Annotated in this window: 21 protein-coding genes; 2 read left to right on the forward strand and 19 right to left on the reverse strand. The window is 63.0% G+C overall.

What is annotated here, in order from left to right; translation table 11 throughout:
- The 11 genes from YWC_RS30290 to rdgC form a co-directional block, all read right to left on the reverse strand.
- Positions 1 to 221, reverse strand: a 221-nt coding sequence (locus YWC_RS30290; RefSeq protein WP_036215413.1) for a transposase, incomplete at its 3' end; no start/stop codon positions are given.
- A complete protein-coding gene (locus YWC_RS32990) occupies positions 218 to 652 on the reverse strand; it encodes a hypothetical protein (protein WP_156923835.1) in 435 nt (144 codons plus the stop codon). The genes YWC_RS30290 and YWC_RS32990, both read right to left, overlap by 4 nt.
- A complete protein-coding gene (locus YWC_RS34215; RefSeq protein WP_371846467.1) occupies positions 642 to 1109 on the reverse strand; it encodes an ATP-dependent endonuclease in 468 nt (155 codons plus the stop codon). Before YWC_RS34215 ends, YWC_RS32990 begins: the two co-directional genes overlap by 11 nt.
- Before the next feature lie 123 nt (positions 1110 to 1232).
- Positions 1233 to 2813, reverse strand: coding sequence for an IS66 family transposase (gene tnpC, locus YWC_RS0121960; RefSeq protein ID WP_027867328.1), 1581 nt, complete (start codon positions 2811 to 2813; stop codon positions 1233 to 1235).
- Between the two features lie 30 nt (positions 2814 to 2843).
- Positions 2844 to 3191: an IS66 family insertion sequence element accessory protein TnpB gene (tnpB, locus tag YWC_RS0121965; protein ID WP_027867329.1), complete on the reverse strand. Its 348-nt coding sequence runs from the start codon at positions 3189 to 3191 to the stop codon at positions 2844 to 2846.
- Positions 3188 to 3538 carry an IS66-like element accessory protein TnpA gene (gene tnpA / locus YWC_RS0121970; RefSeq protein ID WP_051306662.1) on the reverse strand — a complete coding sequence of 117 codons (351 nt, stop codon included), beginning with the start codon at positions 3536 to 3538 and terminating at the stop codon, positions 3188 to 3190. The genes tnpB (YWC_RS0121965) and tnpA (YWC_RS0121970) overlap by 4 nt, the downstream gene beginning before the upstream one ends.
- Before the next feature lie 84 nt (positions 3539 to 3622).
- Positions 3623 to 5143: an IS66 family transposase gene (gene tnpC / locus YWC_RS0121975; RefSeq protein WP_027867331.1), complete on the reverse strand. Its 1521-nt coding sequence runs from the start codon at positions 5141 to 5143 to the stop codon at positions 3623 to 3625.
- A gap of 60 nt (positions 5144 to 5203) precedes the next feature.
- A complete protein-coding gene (gene tnpB, locus YWC_RS0121980; RefSeq protein ID WP_027867332.1) occupies positions 5204 to 5545 on the reverse strand; it encodes an IS66 family insertion sequence element accessory protein TnpB in 342 nt (113 codons plus the stop codon).
- On the reverse strand, positions 5542 to 5838 hold the full coding sequence (gene tnpA / locus YWC_RS0121985; RefSeq protein WP_027867333.1) for an IS66 family insertion sequence element accessory protein TnpA: 297 nt from the start codon (positions 5836 to 5838) through the stop codon (positions 5542 to 5544). Before tnpA (YWC_RS0121985) ends, tnpB (YWC_RS0121980) begins: the two co-directional genes overlap by 4 nt.
- 44 nt (positions 5839 to 5882) lie before the next feature.
- A complete protein-coding gene (locus YWC_RS0121990) occupies positions 5883 to 6380 on the reverse strand; it encodes an ATP-dependent nuclease (RefSeq protein WP_211238990.1) in 498 nt (165 codons plus the stop codon).
- Between the two features lie 58 nt (positions 6381 to 6438).
- On the reverse strand, positions 6439 to 6669 hold the full coding sequence (rdgC, locus tag YWC_RS0121995) for a recombination-associated protein RdgC (protein WP_027867335.1): 231 nt from the start codon (positions 6667 to 6669) through the stop codon (positions 6439 to 6441).
- Positions 6670 to 6841: 172 nt separating this feature from the next.
- Between rdgC and YWC_RS32995 the strand changes: the two genes are divergently transcribed.
- Together YWC_RS32995 and YWC_RS0122005 are read left to right on the forward strand one after the other, a co-directional pair.
- Positions 6842 to 7828, forward strand: a complete 987-nt coding sequence (locus YWC_RS32995; RefSeq protein ID WP_027867336.1) for a glycine zipper 2TM domain-containing protein — start codon at positions 6842 to 6844, stop codon at positions 7826 to 7828.
- A 56-nt stretch (positions 7829 to 7884) separates the two neighbouring features.
- Complete coding sequence (locus tag YWC_RS0122005; RefSeq protein ID WP_027867337.1) at positions 7885 to 8268, forward strand: hypothetical protein; 384 nt, start codon at positions 7885 to 7887, stop codon at positions 8266 to 8268.
- 100 nt (positions 8269 to 8368) lie between these two features.
- On the opposite strand, the gene YWC_RS31755 is transcribed toward YWC_RS0122005, so the two are convergent.
- The 8 genes from YWC_RS31755 to YWC_RS0122045 all read right to left on the reverse strand — a co-directional run bounded on the left by YWC_RS31755 (position 8369) and on the right by YWC_RS0122045 (position 13557).
- Positions 8369 to 8986 (reverse strand): hypothetical protein, encoded by a 618-nt coding sequence (locus YWC_RS31755; protein WP_027867338.1) that lies wholly within the window; start codon positions 8984 to 8986, stop codon positions 8369 to 8371.
- A gap of 12 nt (positions 8987 to 8998) precedes the next feature.
- Positions 8999 to 9571: a hypothetical protein gene (locus tag YWC_RS0122015; protein WP_027867339.1), complete on the reverse strand. Its 573-nt coding sequence runs from the start codon at positions 9569 to 9571 to the stop codon at positions 8999 to 9001.
- 72 nt (positions 9572 to 9643) lie between these two features.
- The gene (locus YWC_RS0122020; RefSeq protein WP_027867340.1) at positions 9644 to 10417 is read right to left on the reverse strand and encodes a hypothetical protein; all 774 of its coding nucleotides are present in this window, start codon (positions 10415 to 10417) and stop codon (positions 9644 to 9646) included.
- A 36-nt stretch (positions 10418 to 10453) separates the two neighbouring features.
- Complete coding sequence (locus tag YWC_RS0122025) at positions 10454 to 10906, reverse strand: hypothetical protein (RefSeq protein ID WP_027867341.1); 453 nt, start codon at positions 10904 to 10906, stop codon at positions 10454 to 10456.
- A gap of 71 nt (positions 10907 to 10977) precedes the next feature.
- Positions 10978 to 11238, reverse strand: a complete 261-nt coding sequence (locus YWC_RS0122030) for a hypothetical protein (protein WP_027867342.1) — start codon at positions 11236 to 11238, stop codon at positions 10978 to 10980.
- Positions 11239 to 11454: 216 nt separating this feature from the next.
- On the reverse strand, positions 11455 to 11925 hold the full coding sequence (locus tag YWC_RS0122035) for a hypothetical protein (RefSeq protein ID WP_027867343.1): 471 nt from the start codon (positions 11923 to 11925) through the stop codon (positions 11455 to 11457).
- A 116-nt stretch (positions 11926 to 12041) separates the two neighbouring features.
- Positions 12042 to 12884: a hypothetical protein gene (locus tag YWC_RS0122040; protein WP_156923836.1), complete on the reverse strand. Its 843-nt coding sequence runs from the start codon at positions 12882 to 12884 to the stop codon at positions 12042 to 12044.
- Positions 12885 to 13071: 187 nt separating this feature from the next.
- The gene (locus tag YWC_RS0122045) at positions 13072 to 13557 is read right to left on the reverse strand and encodes a hypothetical protein (protein WP_156923837.1); all 486 of its coding nucleotides are present in this window, start codon (positions 13555 to 13557) and stop codon (positions 13072 to 13074) included.
- Between the last annotated feature and the right edge of the window lie 283 nt (positions 13558 to 13840).

Raw genomic sequence — 13840 nt, forward strand, 5'->3', positions numbered from 1 at the left:
ATGGCCTGGCGCAAGGGCAGATTGAACAGGCCCTTAACGGTCAGGCAGAACTGGACCGCCGCCTCGCTGTACTTCGGACTGCGGCCCCGCTTGCCGCTCGCACTGCCGTGCCAGCACATGTCCTTGTCCAGCCAGATCAGCAGCGAGCCGCGGGCTTTCAATGCCGCGTTGTAGTCTTTCCAGTTGGTCGTTCGGTACTTCAGCTTTACGGGAGCAATCATGCCGTCAGTTTACCCGTGCTGCGCCTCGGCCGCTGATGGGCCGATTTGTGCAACAAAGCCAGTTCGTGAGCAAGACGCGCTAGTTCGCAAGCGTACACGGCACCTTGCTTGTCTAGAAAGCGATTCTGACCAGTAGCTTTGAAATACGGTCTCCCATCGAAATTAAAACCATGAATGCGTTTTCCCGGGAACTTAAAAGGGATGAAGGGCTTAGCAAAATGCGTTAGAAGAAAAGAAAACCATCCCATCACTTCAACACCATGATGGTCGCCGGCATATTGGTTGAGCCGCGTGCAGAGTTCCGCCTGGTTTGCTTGTGTGAAGGTTAGAACAAGGAGGCGCCGGCCCGCCGGCACGGACGCGCAGTGCTCGACGACGCCCTGCGTTTTCCGAGCTCCCGCAACGGCGAGTGTAAGCTGGTTATTGCCCATGTACAAACCTGACTGCTTGGAGAATGTAGGGTGGTGGTCCAATTGTTTTGGACGACTCGCTTATACGAAGCGCGGCCTCCGTCTTTTCTCGCGTCATCCACGTCATCAAATTCGCCGCTGGCGTGACGCCGAGAATCTCGCGCAGCAAGGGCTCGCCGCATGATTTTATTAGTTGAGGTTCGAGAGTTTTGCCATCGCCTACCTCTCCGATGAAAAGCTCACGTATGCCAGGTTTTAACCATTGTTGGACTGGCCCTCGAAGATCGGCTGGACTGATTCCGTCGTTATCTCGCAATGCTGTGACCGGTTTGTTCAGCGCCGCGCAAAGCTCCAGTCCACGTGCTAGCGAAAGCCCACGCATGCTAAGAACGTCGATTCCACATTGCGAAGGAGATTTTCCGTGAATGTCTCGAAATACCCGCTCAAAAACTATCTCATCTGAGGGGCCTTCGACCAAGACAGTAAGCGTTCAGCCGTTCCACCTTCACAGCCGAATCAAGCGTAAGCGTCATCCCAGCACCGTCTTGAGCACCGGTAGCAAAAACGAGATGATGCTTGCTACACCGCTGGGAAGCGGAGTTCAGCCGGCCAGCTTGGCGGCACAGTTCCAGGGCAGGAAGTCGTCGACCCGGTTCACAGGATGATCGGCGATATGCGTCAGCACATGGCGCAACCAGGCTTCGGGGTCGATACCGTTCAGCCTGGCCGTTCCAATCAGCCCATACATGGCAGCAGCGCGTTCGCCGCCGCTGTCGGCGCCGGCAAACAGGAAGTTGCGCCGGCCCAGCGCGATACCGCACAGCGCCCGCTCGGCGGCCGAGTTGTCGATCTCGATGCGGCCGTCGTCGACATAACAAGTCAGTGCCGGCCACAGTTTGAGGGCATAGAGGATTGCCGCTGCCGTATCGGATTTGCGCGACAGCGTGGAGAGCGTGGCGTGCAGCCAGCGCTCCAGGTCGTCGAGCAGTGGTTTCGCGTGCAACTGGCGTGCGGCGCGTCGTTCGTCCGGCGGCTTGCCGCGGATATTCTCTTCGATGGCATACAGCTCGCCGATCCGGCGCAGTGCCTCGGTAGTGAGCGATGTGGGCCGCGCTGCGTGCAGGTCATAGAATTTGCGGCGCGCATGTGCCCAGCAAGCAGCTTCCAGTACGCGGCCACTTTCGTACACGGCGTTGAAGCCGGCATAGGCATCGGCCTGCAGCACGCCGTGGAAATCGGCGAGGTGGCCTTGCGGATGCTCGCCCTTGCGGTCGGGCGAGTAGGCAAACCACACCGCTGGCGGGCTAGCGTCGCCGCTGGGGCGGTCGTCGCGCACATAGGTCCACAGGCGCGCCGTGCGGGTCTTGCCATTGCCCGGAGCGAGCACCGGCAGCGGCGTGTCGTCGGCATGCAGCTTCGTTGCGGCGAAGACATGGCGACGCAGCGCATCAACCAGGGGACGCAGCAGCGTGCCGGCGGCACCGACCCAGCTGGCCAGCAGGCTGCGCTCGAGCTCCACGCCTTCGCGGGCGTAGATCACGCTCTGGCGGTACAGCGGCAGGTGGTCAGCGAATTTCGCCACCAGCACGTGGGCCAGCAGACCCGGCCCGGCCAGGCCGCGTTCGATGGGGCGGCTGGCCGCCGGAGCCTGCACGATCGTATCGCAGCAGGCACATGCCAGCTTGGGACGCACATGGCGAATCACGCGGAAGCTGGCCGGCACGTATTCAAGCTGCTCTGACACGTCTTCGCCCAGGTGTTTCAAATTTCCGCCGCAGTCCGGGCACGCATCGCCGGCCGGTGCCTGCACCCGTTCTTCACGCGGCAAATGCGGTGGCAATGGCTTGCGCTCGGCCTTCTTGCGAGGGGCTAGCTCCATCGGTGCCTGCGCCTCGGCCACAGCCTCTTCCGCTTCGAGATCTTCGAGCTGGAGCTCCAGCTGCTCGATCTGCTGATCGAGCTTTTCCGATTTGCGCCCAAACTGCATGCGCCGCAGCTTGGCCAGCACTAGCTTCAAATGCTCGATCTCGGCGGTGCGTCTCGACAGTTCAGCAGTCAGATATGCCAGCTGCGCTTCGCTTTGTTCCGCATACGCTTCGATTCGTGCGGCACGCGCCTCGCTGGCCAGCAGCATGGCCTTCAAGGCAGCGATATCGTCGGGCAGGTCGGCGGCGTTGAGCATGCGTCCAAGTTTACGTGGATCTCGGCAGGTTTACAAGGCCGACTCCGGTCGCCAGGTGCGCTCAGGCCGGCGCCAGTCGATCCCCTCGAGCAGCATCGACAACTGCGCATGCGTCAGCGTGACGCTGCCGCTGTTTGCCTGAGGCCAGACGAAGCGCCCGCGTTCCAGGCGCTTGCACAGCAGGCACAGGCCGTCGCCGGTCCACCACAGCACCTTGATCAGGTCACCGCGCCGTCCGCGGAACACGAACACGTGGCCGCTGTATGGATCTTCTTCCAGGGCCGTTTGCACCTTCGAGGCCAGGCCATTGAATCCCGAGCGCATGTCGGTGACGCCGGCAGCCAGCCAGATGCGCGTACCGGCAGGAAGACCGATCATGCGCGCAACCCTTTCAGAACCAGCGTCAGTGTTGCCGGATCCGGACTGCCCTCGATACGCACCGCTGCCTCGCCAATGCGGATCTCGATTACCCCGCTACCGGCCGGGCCTTTGCTGATCGGCGAAGCCTGTGCCAGTGTTACCGGCACCAACTCGGCCTGGTCAAGCTGGCCCGCTATCAACTGGCGTCGCCAGCGAAACAGCATGTTCGTATTCAGTCCATGCTGCAGGGCCAGCTGCGACACACTCACCGACGGATCACACGCCTGCTGCGCCAGCTGCCGCTTGAACTCGAGCGGGTAGTTCGTGCTACGCCGACGCCTGCTGTGTTCAACTTCGCTTTCCAAGATAGTCCCCACCAAAATTTAGTGGGGGCTACTTTGCGACCGGCGCCGTTCAGTGTCTAGACGGTGCTGATTTGACGCTTACAATCAAGCTGGCGTAGAGTCCGCAAATGGCAGCAGCGAATCGATCTTGCTGTTCGGGCAGGTCGGCAGTTTGTCGAGGGTGTCGGCTAGCCAGCAGGCCGGATCCAGTCCATTGAGCTTGGCCGTAGCAAACAGGCTCTGGATGGCTGCGGCGCGGCGGCCAGCACGCTCCGAGCCGGCAAACAGCCAGTTTTTCTTGCCGATGGCGATCGGTCGGATCGCGTTCTCGACCGGGTTGTTGTCGATCGGGAGAGTGCCAGAGCTGGCGTAGCGCTCCAGCGCCGTCCAGCGCTTGAGGGCATGCTCGATGGCCTTGCCCGTGCCGCTGCCGACGGCGACGCTGCGCTGCGTGGTCAGCAGCCAGGCGTGCATCGCGGCCAGCGCCGGCACGGCGTGCTCCTGGCGTTTAGCCAGGCGCCCAGCGGGCTGCATGCCCGCAGCGTCCTGCTCGATGGCATACAACTGCGCGATGCGGCGCAGCGCCTCTTCGGCCACGGGGCTGCCGTTGGCGGCGTGCAGGTCGAAGAACTTGCGCCGGATGTGAGCCAGGCAAGCCAGTTCGGTCGGTCCCTGCGCAAACAGGGCCTTGTAGCCGGCATAGTCATCGACCATCAGATGGCCGCGCCAGTCCCTCAGGAAAGCGCGCGCATGGGCGCCGGCCCGGCTCGGCTGGTAGTCGAAAACGACGATGGGTGGGCCATCCTCGCAGGTGCCGGAGCGGTAGGCCCACAGGTAAGATTGCCGGGTCTTGCCGCTGCCAGGATCGAGTTGACGCACCGGCGTTTCGTCGGCGTGCAGGCATGTGCGCTGGCGCAGCAGCTCTCCCAGCCGGTCCGCCAGCGGCTGCAGGGCTACGCCGATGCGGCCGATCCACTGCGCCAGCGTCGAGCGCGCCAGCGGCACGCCCTGGCGCGCGGCGATCTGCTCGATCCGGTACAGCGGCAGGTGATCCAGGTACTTGCTGGCGGCTACCCAGGCCAGCAGGCCAGGCGCGGCCAGGCCGCCATCGATCACCGCAGGCGGGATCGGCGCCGCCGTCACGCTCTCGCAGGCGCGGCAGGCATACTGCGGACGGATGTGGCGGTGCACGAAGAAGCGCGCCGGCTCGACGTCCAGTTGTTCGCTGACGTCTTCACCGATCTTGATCAGGTTCGCGCCGCACTGGCCACACGCGCACGACGCCGGCTCATGACGATGCTCGATGCGCGGCAGTTCAGGTGGCAGCGCCTGGCGGCCGGCGCGCTTGCGCGCAGGCTTGCTGCTGGCCTGATTTTCAAGCTCGCCCTCGATGGCGGCCAGGTCCATGTCGACCTCTTCCTCGAACAAGGAACGCTGCTCGCCGGTGAGCACTTCGCTGGCCTTGCCGTAGCGGATGCGCTTCAGGTAGGCCAGTTCGTGTGTCAGGGCCGTGATCTTGAAGTCCTTCTCGGCCAGCTGCGCCTGCTGCTGCTCGAACAGCGCCCGCACCTGCGCCAGCATGGCGGGATCGATATCGGTGCGGGCAAGTTCGTCGAGCAGGTTCATGGCGATGCAGTGTAGCGAGCTGCGCCGACGTTTACAAGCAAAACAGTATACGTCTCGTCCCTACAGCCGCCACTGCGCCGGCGCCTGGGCCGACAGGCGCTGCCAGTCCACGCCCACGACCAGCCATTGCCACTGTTGTGCACTCAGCTGCCAGCACTTGTCGCCAGGCTGCGGCCAGACGAACTGGCCACGGTGTAGCCGGCGCAGGCACATCCATACGCCGGTACCGTCCCAGCTCACCACCTTCAGGCGCGTGCGGCGCCGGTTGCTGAACACATAGGCCGTACCGTCGCATGGGGCGCGCCCCAGCGCCTGCTGCACATGCAGGGATAAGCCGTCGACACCGGTGCGCATGTCGACCGGATCGAGCGCCAGCCAAATCGATTCGGGCAGCAGCTTCACCGTAACTCCTGCAGCAGCCTGGCCAGCCAGACGGAATCGACGCCAGCGTCCATGCGCATGCTCCAGCCGGAAGGGCTGCGCAATTCCAGAGGACTTGCCGCTGCCGGAACGGCGACGCGCACCGGCAAGAGCTGCCCGCCGCCTGAAGCGCGCTTGACGCGGCGGGCCCAATACATCAGGCGCTCCAGGCCAATATCGTGCTCGCTGGCATAGGCCTCAGCCGTGAGACCGCTGCTGCGCCATTGCGCCACGCGCTCATGCCAGATCGATGCGGGAATTCGGTGACGGGTCATGGGTTCCTCGAAGTAGAAAACCTCGAGTCTGCCGGCAACCGGCGCTATTTCACAGGTGGGCGGGCTGAACGCTTACCCAAGACAACCTTCTTTGCGAGAACAATGCGGAGGGTGTCGTACCCAGGAAGCTTTTTGAAATATGCCACGGTTTCCGGAGCGAGCTCCGTAAGCTTAGCTGCTGTATTTACGCCCATCAGTATCAATGCGTCAAGCCCTAAGCGATTCAGTACAAAAGAGCTATGTGTACTAATGAACAGCTGCTGTTGCTCGCCCGCCAAGCGCTCCATCCGACCGAGAAGTGTTGTAAGGCTGGTGTGGCTGAGGTGATTCTCAGGTTCTTCAACCATAACAAATTGTGCCCGCTCGGCATTACGGTTCATGGCAAGCGAAATCTTGATGGCAGATTGCTGCCCTTGGCCAGACATCGAAAACGGAACATTTTGTACATGTGGTGTTACCACACCCTCCCAAGACGTTCTCGCACTCTGATCCATTGCGAGTTCTATCGGCTGATCGTGCAGCGTCGCTTGGAGCGCCTTCATTCTTATGTTCACCGTGCTCAGCGTGCTTTCAGACATTGACGCCTTTATTTTTCGGTATTCAAGAGAAAGGGCAGGGCAGCTTCTTTTCGGTCTGCAGGGCGATCAAGAGCTGCTTGTTCACGGTATGGACCAGGCCGCCATTTGGCAGTGGCGCTGTCCAGCCCGAAGTGGTGAGCTCCGCACTGGTAGCGGGGCGAAAGGCCTGTGGCGCCAGCAGCTCTGCGAGGGTTTCCGCGGTCATGCCGTAGCCGGCAGGGAGGCGATAAATCTGGGCATTCTTGAAAAACATTGTTCGATTCCTTCAGTGGTAGTTCGATACAATGACTATAATACAGAACAGATGTTGCAGAACGGTATTATTGGTGCAACCACGCCTGGCGCCCAAAAGCCCTTGCGATTGCAACCACGCGTCCGGCGCGCGCGTAGGATCGGGGCATCGCAACAATCATGAGGAACAGGTAATGTCCAGCAAACCATCCCGCTCGTTCTCCAGTGCTTTCGTCGCGGCCATGTCCGACACGGCAATCCAGGCTGCGCGCCACGAGGTGCTGTCCAAGCGGATGTCGGCAGCAGCGACCGCGGTCATCGCTGGCCTGGCAATCGGGCTGACGGCGGCGCCGGCACCGGCGCAGGCCCAGAACAACCAGGTCATGCGCACGGCCGCGGACGTCGTCGGCGGCATCGTTGGCGGAGCGATCGGCAACCAGATCGGCGGCGGCAGCGGCAAGAAGGCCGCAACTGTCGCCGGGGCCGCGGCCGGTGTCTGGGTAGCTGAAGCAATGCAGTCCAACTCGGGGCAGCCGCAGCGTAGCCGTACCAGTTCGAGCAACTTCGGGCCGGCCATGGCCGCTGGTTGGGGCAATGCACCAGGTTCGAATACAACCACCCGCGTGGTCACGCGCTCGGCGGCACCCGGCGTCACCTATACCCAGGTGCCCGTGCGCCATCAGCAAGTCCAAGGCGCCTCCTCGGTACCGGGCGTGACCTTCACCAGGGTGCCGGCGGCGCCACCGCAGCTGCACAGCGGTACGACGCGCCTGTCGGAAGAGCGCATGGGTAAGCTCCTGACGATGGAGCGCACCTTCCTTGCCGCGCGCGACGGCTATGCCCGCGCGATCTACACGGCGGAGCAGGCTGCTGACGATGTGGTGCTGGACGGCGGCTCGCGCACTGCCCAGCAGCAGCTGTCGGCGGCGCGCGCGCAGCAGGTCAAAGCGCAGGAAGACTTCGAAGCCGCCCGTGGCACGTTCACCAACGCGGTCGAGCACATGGGCAATCGTGGCTATGACGTGCACCAGTTCGCACATTCGCACAAGCTGGCGCAGGCCCGCGTGACGGCCGGCGATATGCGGCATGGTGACATCGTCCATGCAGCTCGCGGCCCGCGCGCCGCAATCGGCCAGGACGACAGCGACACCATGCGCGGCCAGAGCTACAGCGCCCGCTAACGCGTTTTTTTATCCTCGGCGCCAGCTTGCGCGCCGATTTTCCATCAGGTAGGACTATGAACAAGAGCACAATCAGCGAAGCACTTGCGGAAATGCGGATCCCTCATCGCCACATCGAAGCGATGATCCGCGAGACAGCGGTATTCCTCGGAGACGATCGACTCGACGATCGGCTGCGTGGTGAGCCGGGGTTCCACATCAAAGCAGTGGATCTGACCCAACAACTGGTGATCGCGATGACGCTGGCGCAGACGCTCAAACCGGAAGAGAAGTTCGCCAACCTGATGGGACCGGAGCGTTTTGCAGGTGGCGACAGCTGCTTGGAGAAGCTCGGTACCGCTATGCTCGAGAACATGGTGCAGTCGCCGCGCCTGGCCGAGAACCTGGTGTCGGACGATATCCTGCGCGAGCGCGCGCGAGCAATCCAGCTTTGGATGTAATTACGAATTCTCTGGGTGCGGCCGCTGTCTGGGCCGTGCAGTAGAAAACTGGCAGGGAGTGTTCAGCCGGGCGTGCTCATCGAGCATCCCGGCTGTTTTTTTACATACCGGAAGGGCGATCGCTTTGTTCGTCCTGGTCGTCGTCCTCGTCCTCGGCGTCGTCCTTCACCGCGGGCGCGCCGGTCATGTCAGCGATGGCCATGGCCTGGTAGGTGATCCACTCACCGCGCTCCGGCTCGAATTCTTCCACCAGCAGGTCGATCATGTGCTGCTCGCTCGGCGCTTCCTTCGACCAGGTCGTGTAGAAGGTTTCGCCGTGCCGATGCGAGTGGATCACGACGTATGGCTGCATGCCGTCGAGCTCATGCGCGCGCTGCAGCAGGGTGCGGGCTAGTTCGCGCAGGGTATGGGCGGGCAGCGCGCCGGCGCCGGAAGGATTGAGGACCGCGTCGGCGCGCCGGTCGGCTGCGTCGAGGTCGGCAATCAGTTCGGCATGCTCCTCTTGAACCGAGTCTTCTTCCCCTTCCCAGGCGGCGAGTGATTCGCCGAGGTTCTCGTGCAGATCGTGCGCGACGGCTACCACCGCCGGCGTCGCAGCGATCAGGTGGCCCAGTTCGTCGGACTGGCGCGGCGGCACGATACAGACGATGCCGCCGTCGTTCGCCAGCACCGTGCGGGTGGCGGGGTCAAATTTCCAGGGGGTGTCGATCTTGCTCATAAGGGTCTCCATTCAGGGGGTAGGGCCGGCCATGGGCTCGGCGTCGACGTCAGTGTCGGTGTCGGGGTCGGGGTCGGCGTCGATCTCACTCTCGCCCGCGCGGCGCTGGGCTGGCCCGACGTGCACGTACGCACAGTGCTTGCGCACCAGGTCGAGATTGCCGCGGCCGTAGCGGGAAGTGACGCCGAATTGCAAGTCGCGCATGTTCACGTCCAGCAGCTCGCCATTGGCGAAGCGGATCGGCGCGGTCTCGGGCATGTCGGCCGCCTCGTAGCTAACCAGGACTTCGTGCAGCCACTGGTGCATGCCGTTGGCGTCCGGTACCGGATTCAGGGCGTTGCGGACCCACACGTAGGGGTAGAGCGCCTGGGGCTGCCGCTCGGCGAAGAATTTGTCCAGGGCCGCAGATCCGACAGCGACGGAGACGGCACGCGACACGCCGGTGTTGAACTGGGCAAGGCTGTCGAGGAAGCCAGCCTTCTTGGCGGGGAACGTATCCCAGAGGGAGGGGAACCGGCGCCAGGAGGGTTCGCTGGCGCGCCGGCGTAGGGCGGCTGCAGGATCGAAGGGAACGGTAGCGAGCATGGATGGCCTCATAAATGAATCAACCATGCAACTGTATCGGGGGGGCACGCGCGTGGTTGCACCCCGGTAGGGTCAGGGGCGAGGGCTTTCTGGTTCGTCGTCATCGTCAGGTGCAGACGCCGCGTGCGCCTGTGCTTGAGCCTGGGCCAGGATCAGGCGGCTCTTGCGGATGATGTCGGCCAGGTGAGCCTGCGCGGCCCCTTCCGTCAGGACTTGGGCCTTCCCGTCCGGTCCGATCTCGCCGGGCAGCGCCATTTGCGACAGCGAGATGATCAGGTCGCGAGCTGCGTCAGCTGGCGCCGGCAGGCGCTCGGCCGCAGGCTCGTCGATGGTCTCGGCTCGCACAGTGCGTTGCTGCGCCTGGATCTCCGCCTGGCGACACTCGACCACGAAGTTGATGTGGTCCTGGCTCAGTTCGGCGAGCCTGGATACACCGAAGAAGTCGCACATCAAGTCGACCAGCTGCACTTCGTGTGGGCCATCCCATTGCACGTGTGCCTGACCAATGACGTCGGACGAATCGTTGTTGTCTCGAATACGGATAACGTCCTTGTACGGCATCGACAGGATATGCAGCGTGGCATCGAAGCGCTCTTCGTCGAAGTAGATCGCGTCATCGCCCTTACGGCCGCCCCAGATCTGTTTGGTGAAGTCGCCCATGATCCGGCGCGTCGAAAAGGAAGCCACCGGCACAGCGGTGTTTTCCAGTTCAACGGTAACGGTCACATCGGGCTTTTTCAGGCCGTGGTAATTGCGGGCGAAGGCGATCGCCTCGGGCAGCGTGTCTTCGGCCCCGACCTTCATAAAGGTCACCTGGGCCTTGCTCATCTGGTGGATGGTGTACATGCAATCTCGCGAGAAGGTGGAATTCTGGATCAGCGGTTACGCGTAGCTCAGGCACGAGACTTCAGCCTCCTCGATCGGCTCACCATGCGCGTCAAAGCGCTCCTCGCTGGCATAGATCATGTGCACAGCATCGAGGCCGGTAAACTTGGCGAAGGCCGCTGCGACGTCGCCGTCGAGCAGATCCACCAGCGCCTCGGGCACGTACACGTGCTGGCCGACGCCGTCGTAGTCGCCGCCGCGGTAGTTGCGGTCGAACTCCACTTCCACATGCGGATCTTCAGGCTCGCACATCATGGCGTTCATTTCCGCGCTGGAGAAGTTGGCCACGAATGCGGCGTGCTGGTCCCTCGACCAGTCGCGGCCGGGCATGCCGACCAATTTAGCGCGCAGGCGCCAGACGAAGGTATCGCCCACCGGGGCTCCGTCGCGGTCAACGTAGTCGTCCGCGAAGATGCCGGCGGCGCGGTTATTGAAGTAGAAGTTGGTCATGATCGCTCCACGATATTGATACGAAGCGATGGTAGTGCGGCGAGGCGGGCGTGGTTGCACGCCCTGGGATGTTACGGCGCCGGACGCTCGCCGTCGCCTTCGTCTTCGTGCTGGGCCCCGTCCTCGCCCTGTTCAGCGGGGCGCGCCTCGGCCTTAACGGCCAGGTGGAGGAGGCGCTGATATTCGCGGTCGGCCCGGACGTAGACTCTCGAAAAGTCGCCGCGCAGGAAGACCCATTCGTCGCGCACGAGGCGGCCATACATGGTGCGCATTTCGGCGCTTGATGCGCACTTGGCCAGCGCCTGCAGCTGGGGCTGCAGCAGTGCCGTCATGCGGTCTTCCGCGCAGTCGTGCACTCGGCGCCCCAGGCGGCGTATTTCGGGCAAGGCGCGCACGGTCGCACTTGCATGAACGTCCGCTGCGTGCTTCACGCCACGCATCGTTGTCGCCGACCTGATACGAGCTTGCGCGGAATCGCACTGGGACGAAAACTGGTTGAACAGCTGTTGAAGGTACAAGTGCGTGCTCATATTCATCGGACGTGTTCCTTAGGGAGCCGGAGCCTGGTGCTCGTCGTCGTCGGTCGGATCCAGGGCCGCGGCAACAGCAGCGCGCTCGGCCCGCATCAGGTTCTTCACGTACTGAAGCAGGCGGTCGGCCAGCTGGTCTTCGACCTGCACGCGGCACTTGAAGAAGCTCATGTCCGGGGCATGCATATTGGCGGCATCCACCCACGGCACCAGGCCGCCGCCGTCTTGCGCCAGCACGAAGGCATGTTTGTCCATGAAGACCACCGTCGCGCGGGTATTGCTGCATACGACGTAATCGCGTCCGCCATGGCTGGCAAGGGCGGTCATCATGATGTCATTACGGTTGCCGGGAAGCTCCGGTACCTGCTTGAGGATCTCGACGGCTACGCGCGTCGCCTTGTTGCGCAGCGGCTCGTCGTGGGCGTCGTCCATGATGGCGGCGATGGTTGCTGGGTTGGCGCTCGGGGCCTGGCTTGCTGTCGTGGGCATGATGGTTCCTATTGCTGCGGGCGCAGCGTGGGTCGTTTCTGATGCGGAGATGGTATCGACAACGGCCCGGCGCGGCAGTGCAACCACGCCACCCAGGGCCGCCTGGTGGTGCACGGCTAGATTGTTGGCGCCGACTCGGCCGCTTCGCGCGCTTGCTCACGCTGCTCGACCACCAGGTCGATGAGCTGGTCAAAGGCGTCGATGTCCAGGCATGCGATGTCGGACGGCTCGATGGGCTTGTCGTTGAACCAGAGGTCCGGGCATGCCTCGGGGATGGAGCTGACCTCGATGTCGTGCTCGCCGATGAAATGCAACGCCGGGCGCGGTATCGCGCGCGATCCAGTGCTTGTGCCGGCGCTGCCGGCGGCCGGCAGGTACTTGATCAGGGCCACGGTGCCCACGGCCTCGCCGTTCTCGGACAGTTCGATGGCCAGCGGGCGGGCACCGTCTGCGTCGCCTGCTCGAACGAAGGCCTCGAAGCCGCGCCGGCGCAGCACCTCGGCCATCTGCGCGATCGGCGCGCGCGCGACAGGCAGCAGCTTGTCCCAGAACGCCTGGTCGCGGTAGCACGCGAGCTGCTGGTCGATCCTATCTGGCGCGCAGACAAGCTGGAGGGCAGCTTCGCCGGCCGAGAAAGCGTCGATGGCGTCGACGGTGATAGTGACGCTAGCCTGGCAGCTGTAGAGGCGATCGCGCCCGGAGTCGGGGACCGATTCCTTGACCAGGATGGAGATCGGCTCAGTGTTGGCCGATCGGGTCAGCTTCTCGCCAACAGCCGCGCGAATCGGCCCAACCGCGTAGTTCCAGGAGCGGAGGTATTCGTGGGCGTCGTCGGCCGCGTACTTGCTTGCCGTGAGGCGGTTGGTGGCCGTCACCTGAAAATCACTGGCCGTGAGATCGACTGAGTATCGGGACAACGCCGGCGTGGCGCTCGAAGTGGGGGCGGTTGGGGTGGGCATGAGGTTCGTTGAAGTAGGGATGCGCAACCGTACCGCAACGATAAGCGAAATGCAGTGCAACCACGCCTTCGACAGGAGGCGCGGGAGGTGAAGCGGGTGAGGGTGAAGATACTGCAGTTGGGCGGCCGGCTATGCACGCGGCCGTGAGGGCGGACAGACGATGCCCGGCGCGGCCGGGCCTGATCGGTTATTCGAAATCCACGGTGGTGGTGAGCGCTGCGATCTGGCGGAAGCAGAAGGTCTCGCGAAGGGCATGGCGCAGGGACTCGGTAGGGGCCAGGAGCATTGCGTCGGCGAGCTCGGCGCGCGAGCAGGTGAAACGGTCGAGATCTGCCAAGTATGCCTCGAATACCGGGTGTGCAGCCAGCAGGATGTCCCACTCTGCCTTGGCGCCGGCGATGACGATCGAAGCACGGTCATCCGCAGGCGGCTCTTGCAGGTCGAGCATCGCGGCCATCTGATCGCGGCAATACGCGACTTCCCGCAGGGCCTGACGGAAGGCGCTGGTCGGTGCTTGAGCAATTAGCTCGGCGAGACTGACCAGGTCGCAAACGTAGGGGTCGCTCGACTCCAGTTTGTCTGCAAATTCAGGATGCTGGGCCAGGAGCTGTGCCCAGTCCGCTTGCATCAGATTAAACATGGCCATGTCGTCGGCCATATCCAGCGTCTGCATTAGCGCCGTGTCTTGGCGTGCTGAGCGCATCACAGCTACAGCCGATGCACGTGAAATTAATTTGGCTACGCCCCGAGTGTCGTGAGATCGTCGGCTTGCGAGTTCCGTTAAATTCGAACTGCCCATTTTGTTCCTATAGGTGTTAATTCAGCCAAATTTCACGGTCTAGACTGAGTGTGCAACTATTGCCTTGCGGCAAAATGTAACTTTACGTGACAATTACGCACCAATCAAGAAATGGGTTTGCACAAATGGAGAAAATATCACCGTCTGTCTCTACATA

The organism is Massilia alkalitolerans DSM 17462 (genome assembly GCF_000427785.1).
In the GTDB taxonomy this organism is placed as follows: Bacteria; Pseudomonadota; Gammaproteobacteria; order Burkholderiales; family Burkholderiaceae_D; genus Telluria; species Telluria alkalitolerans.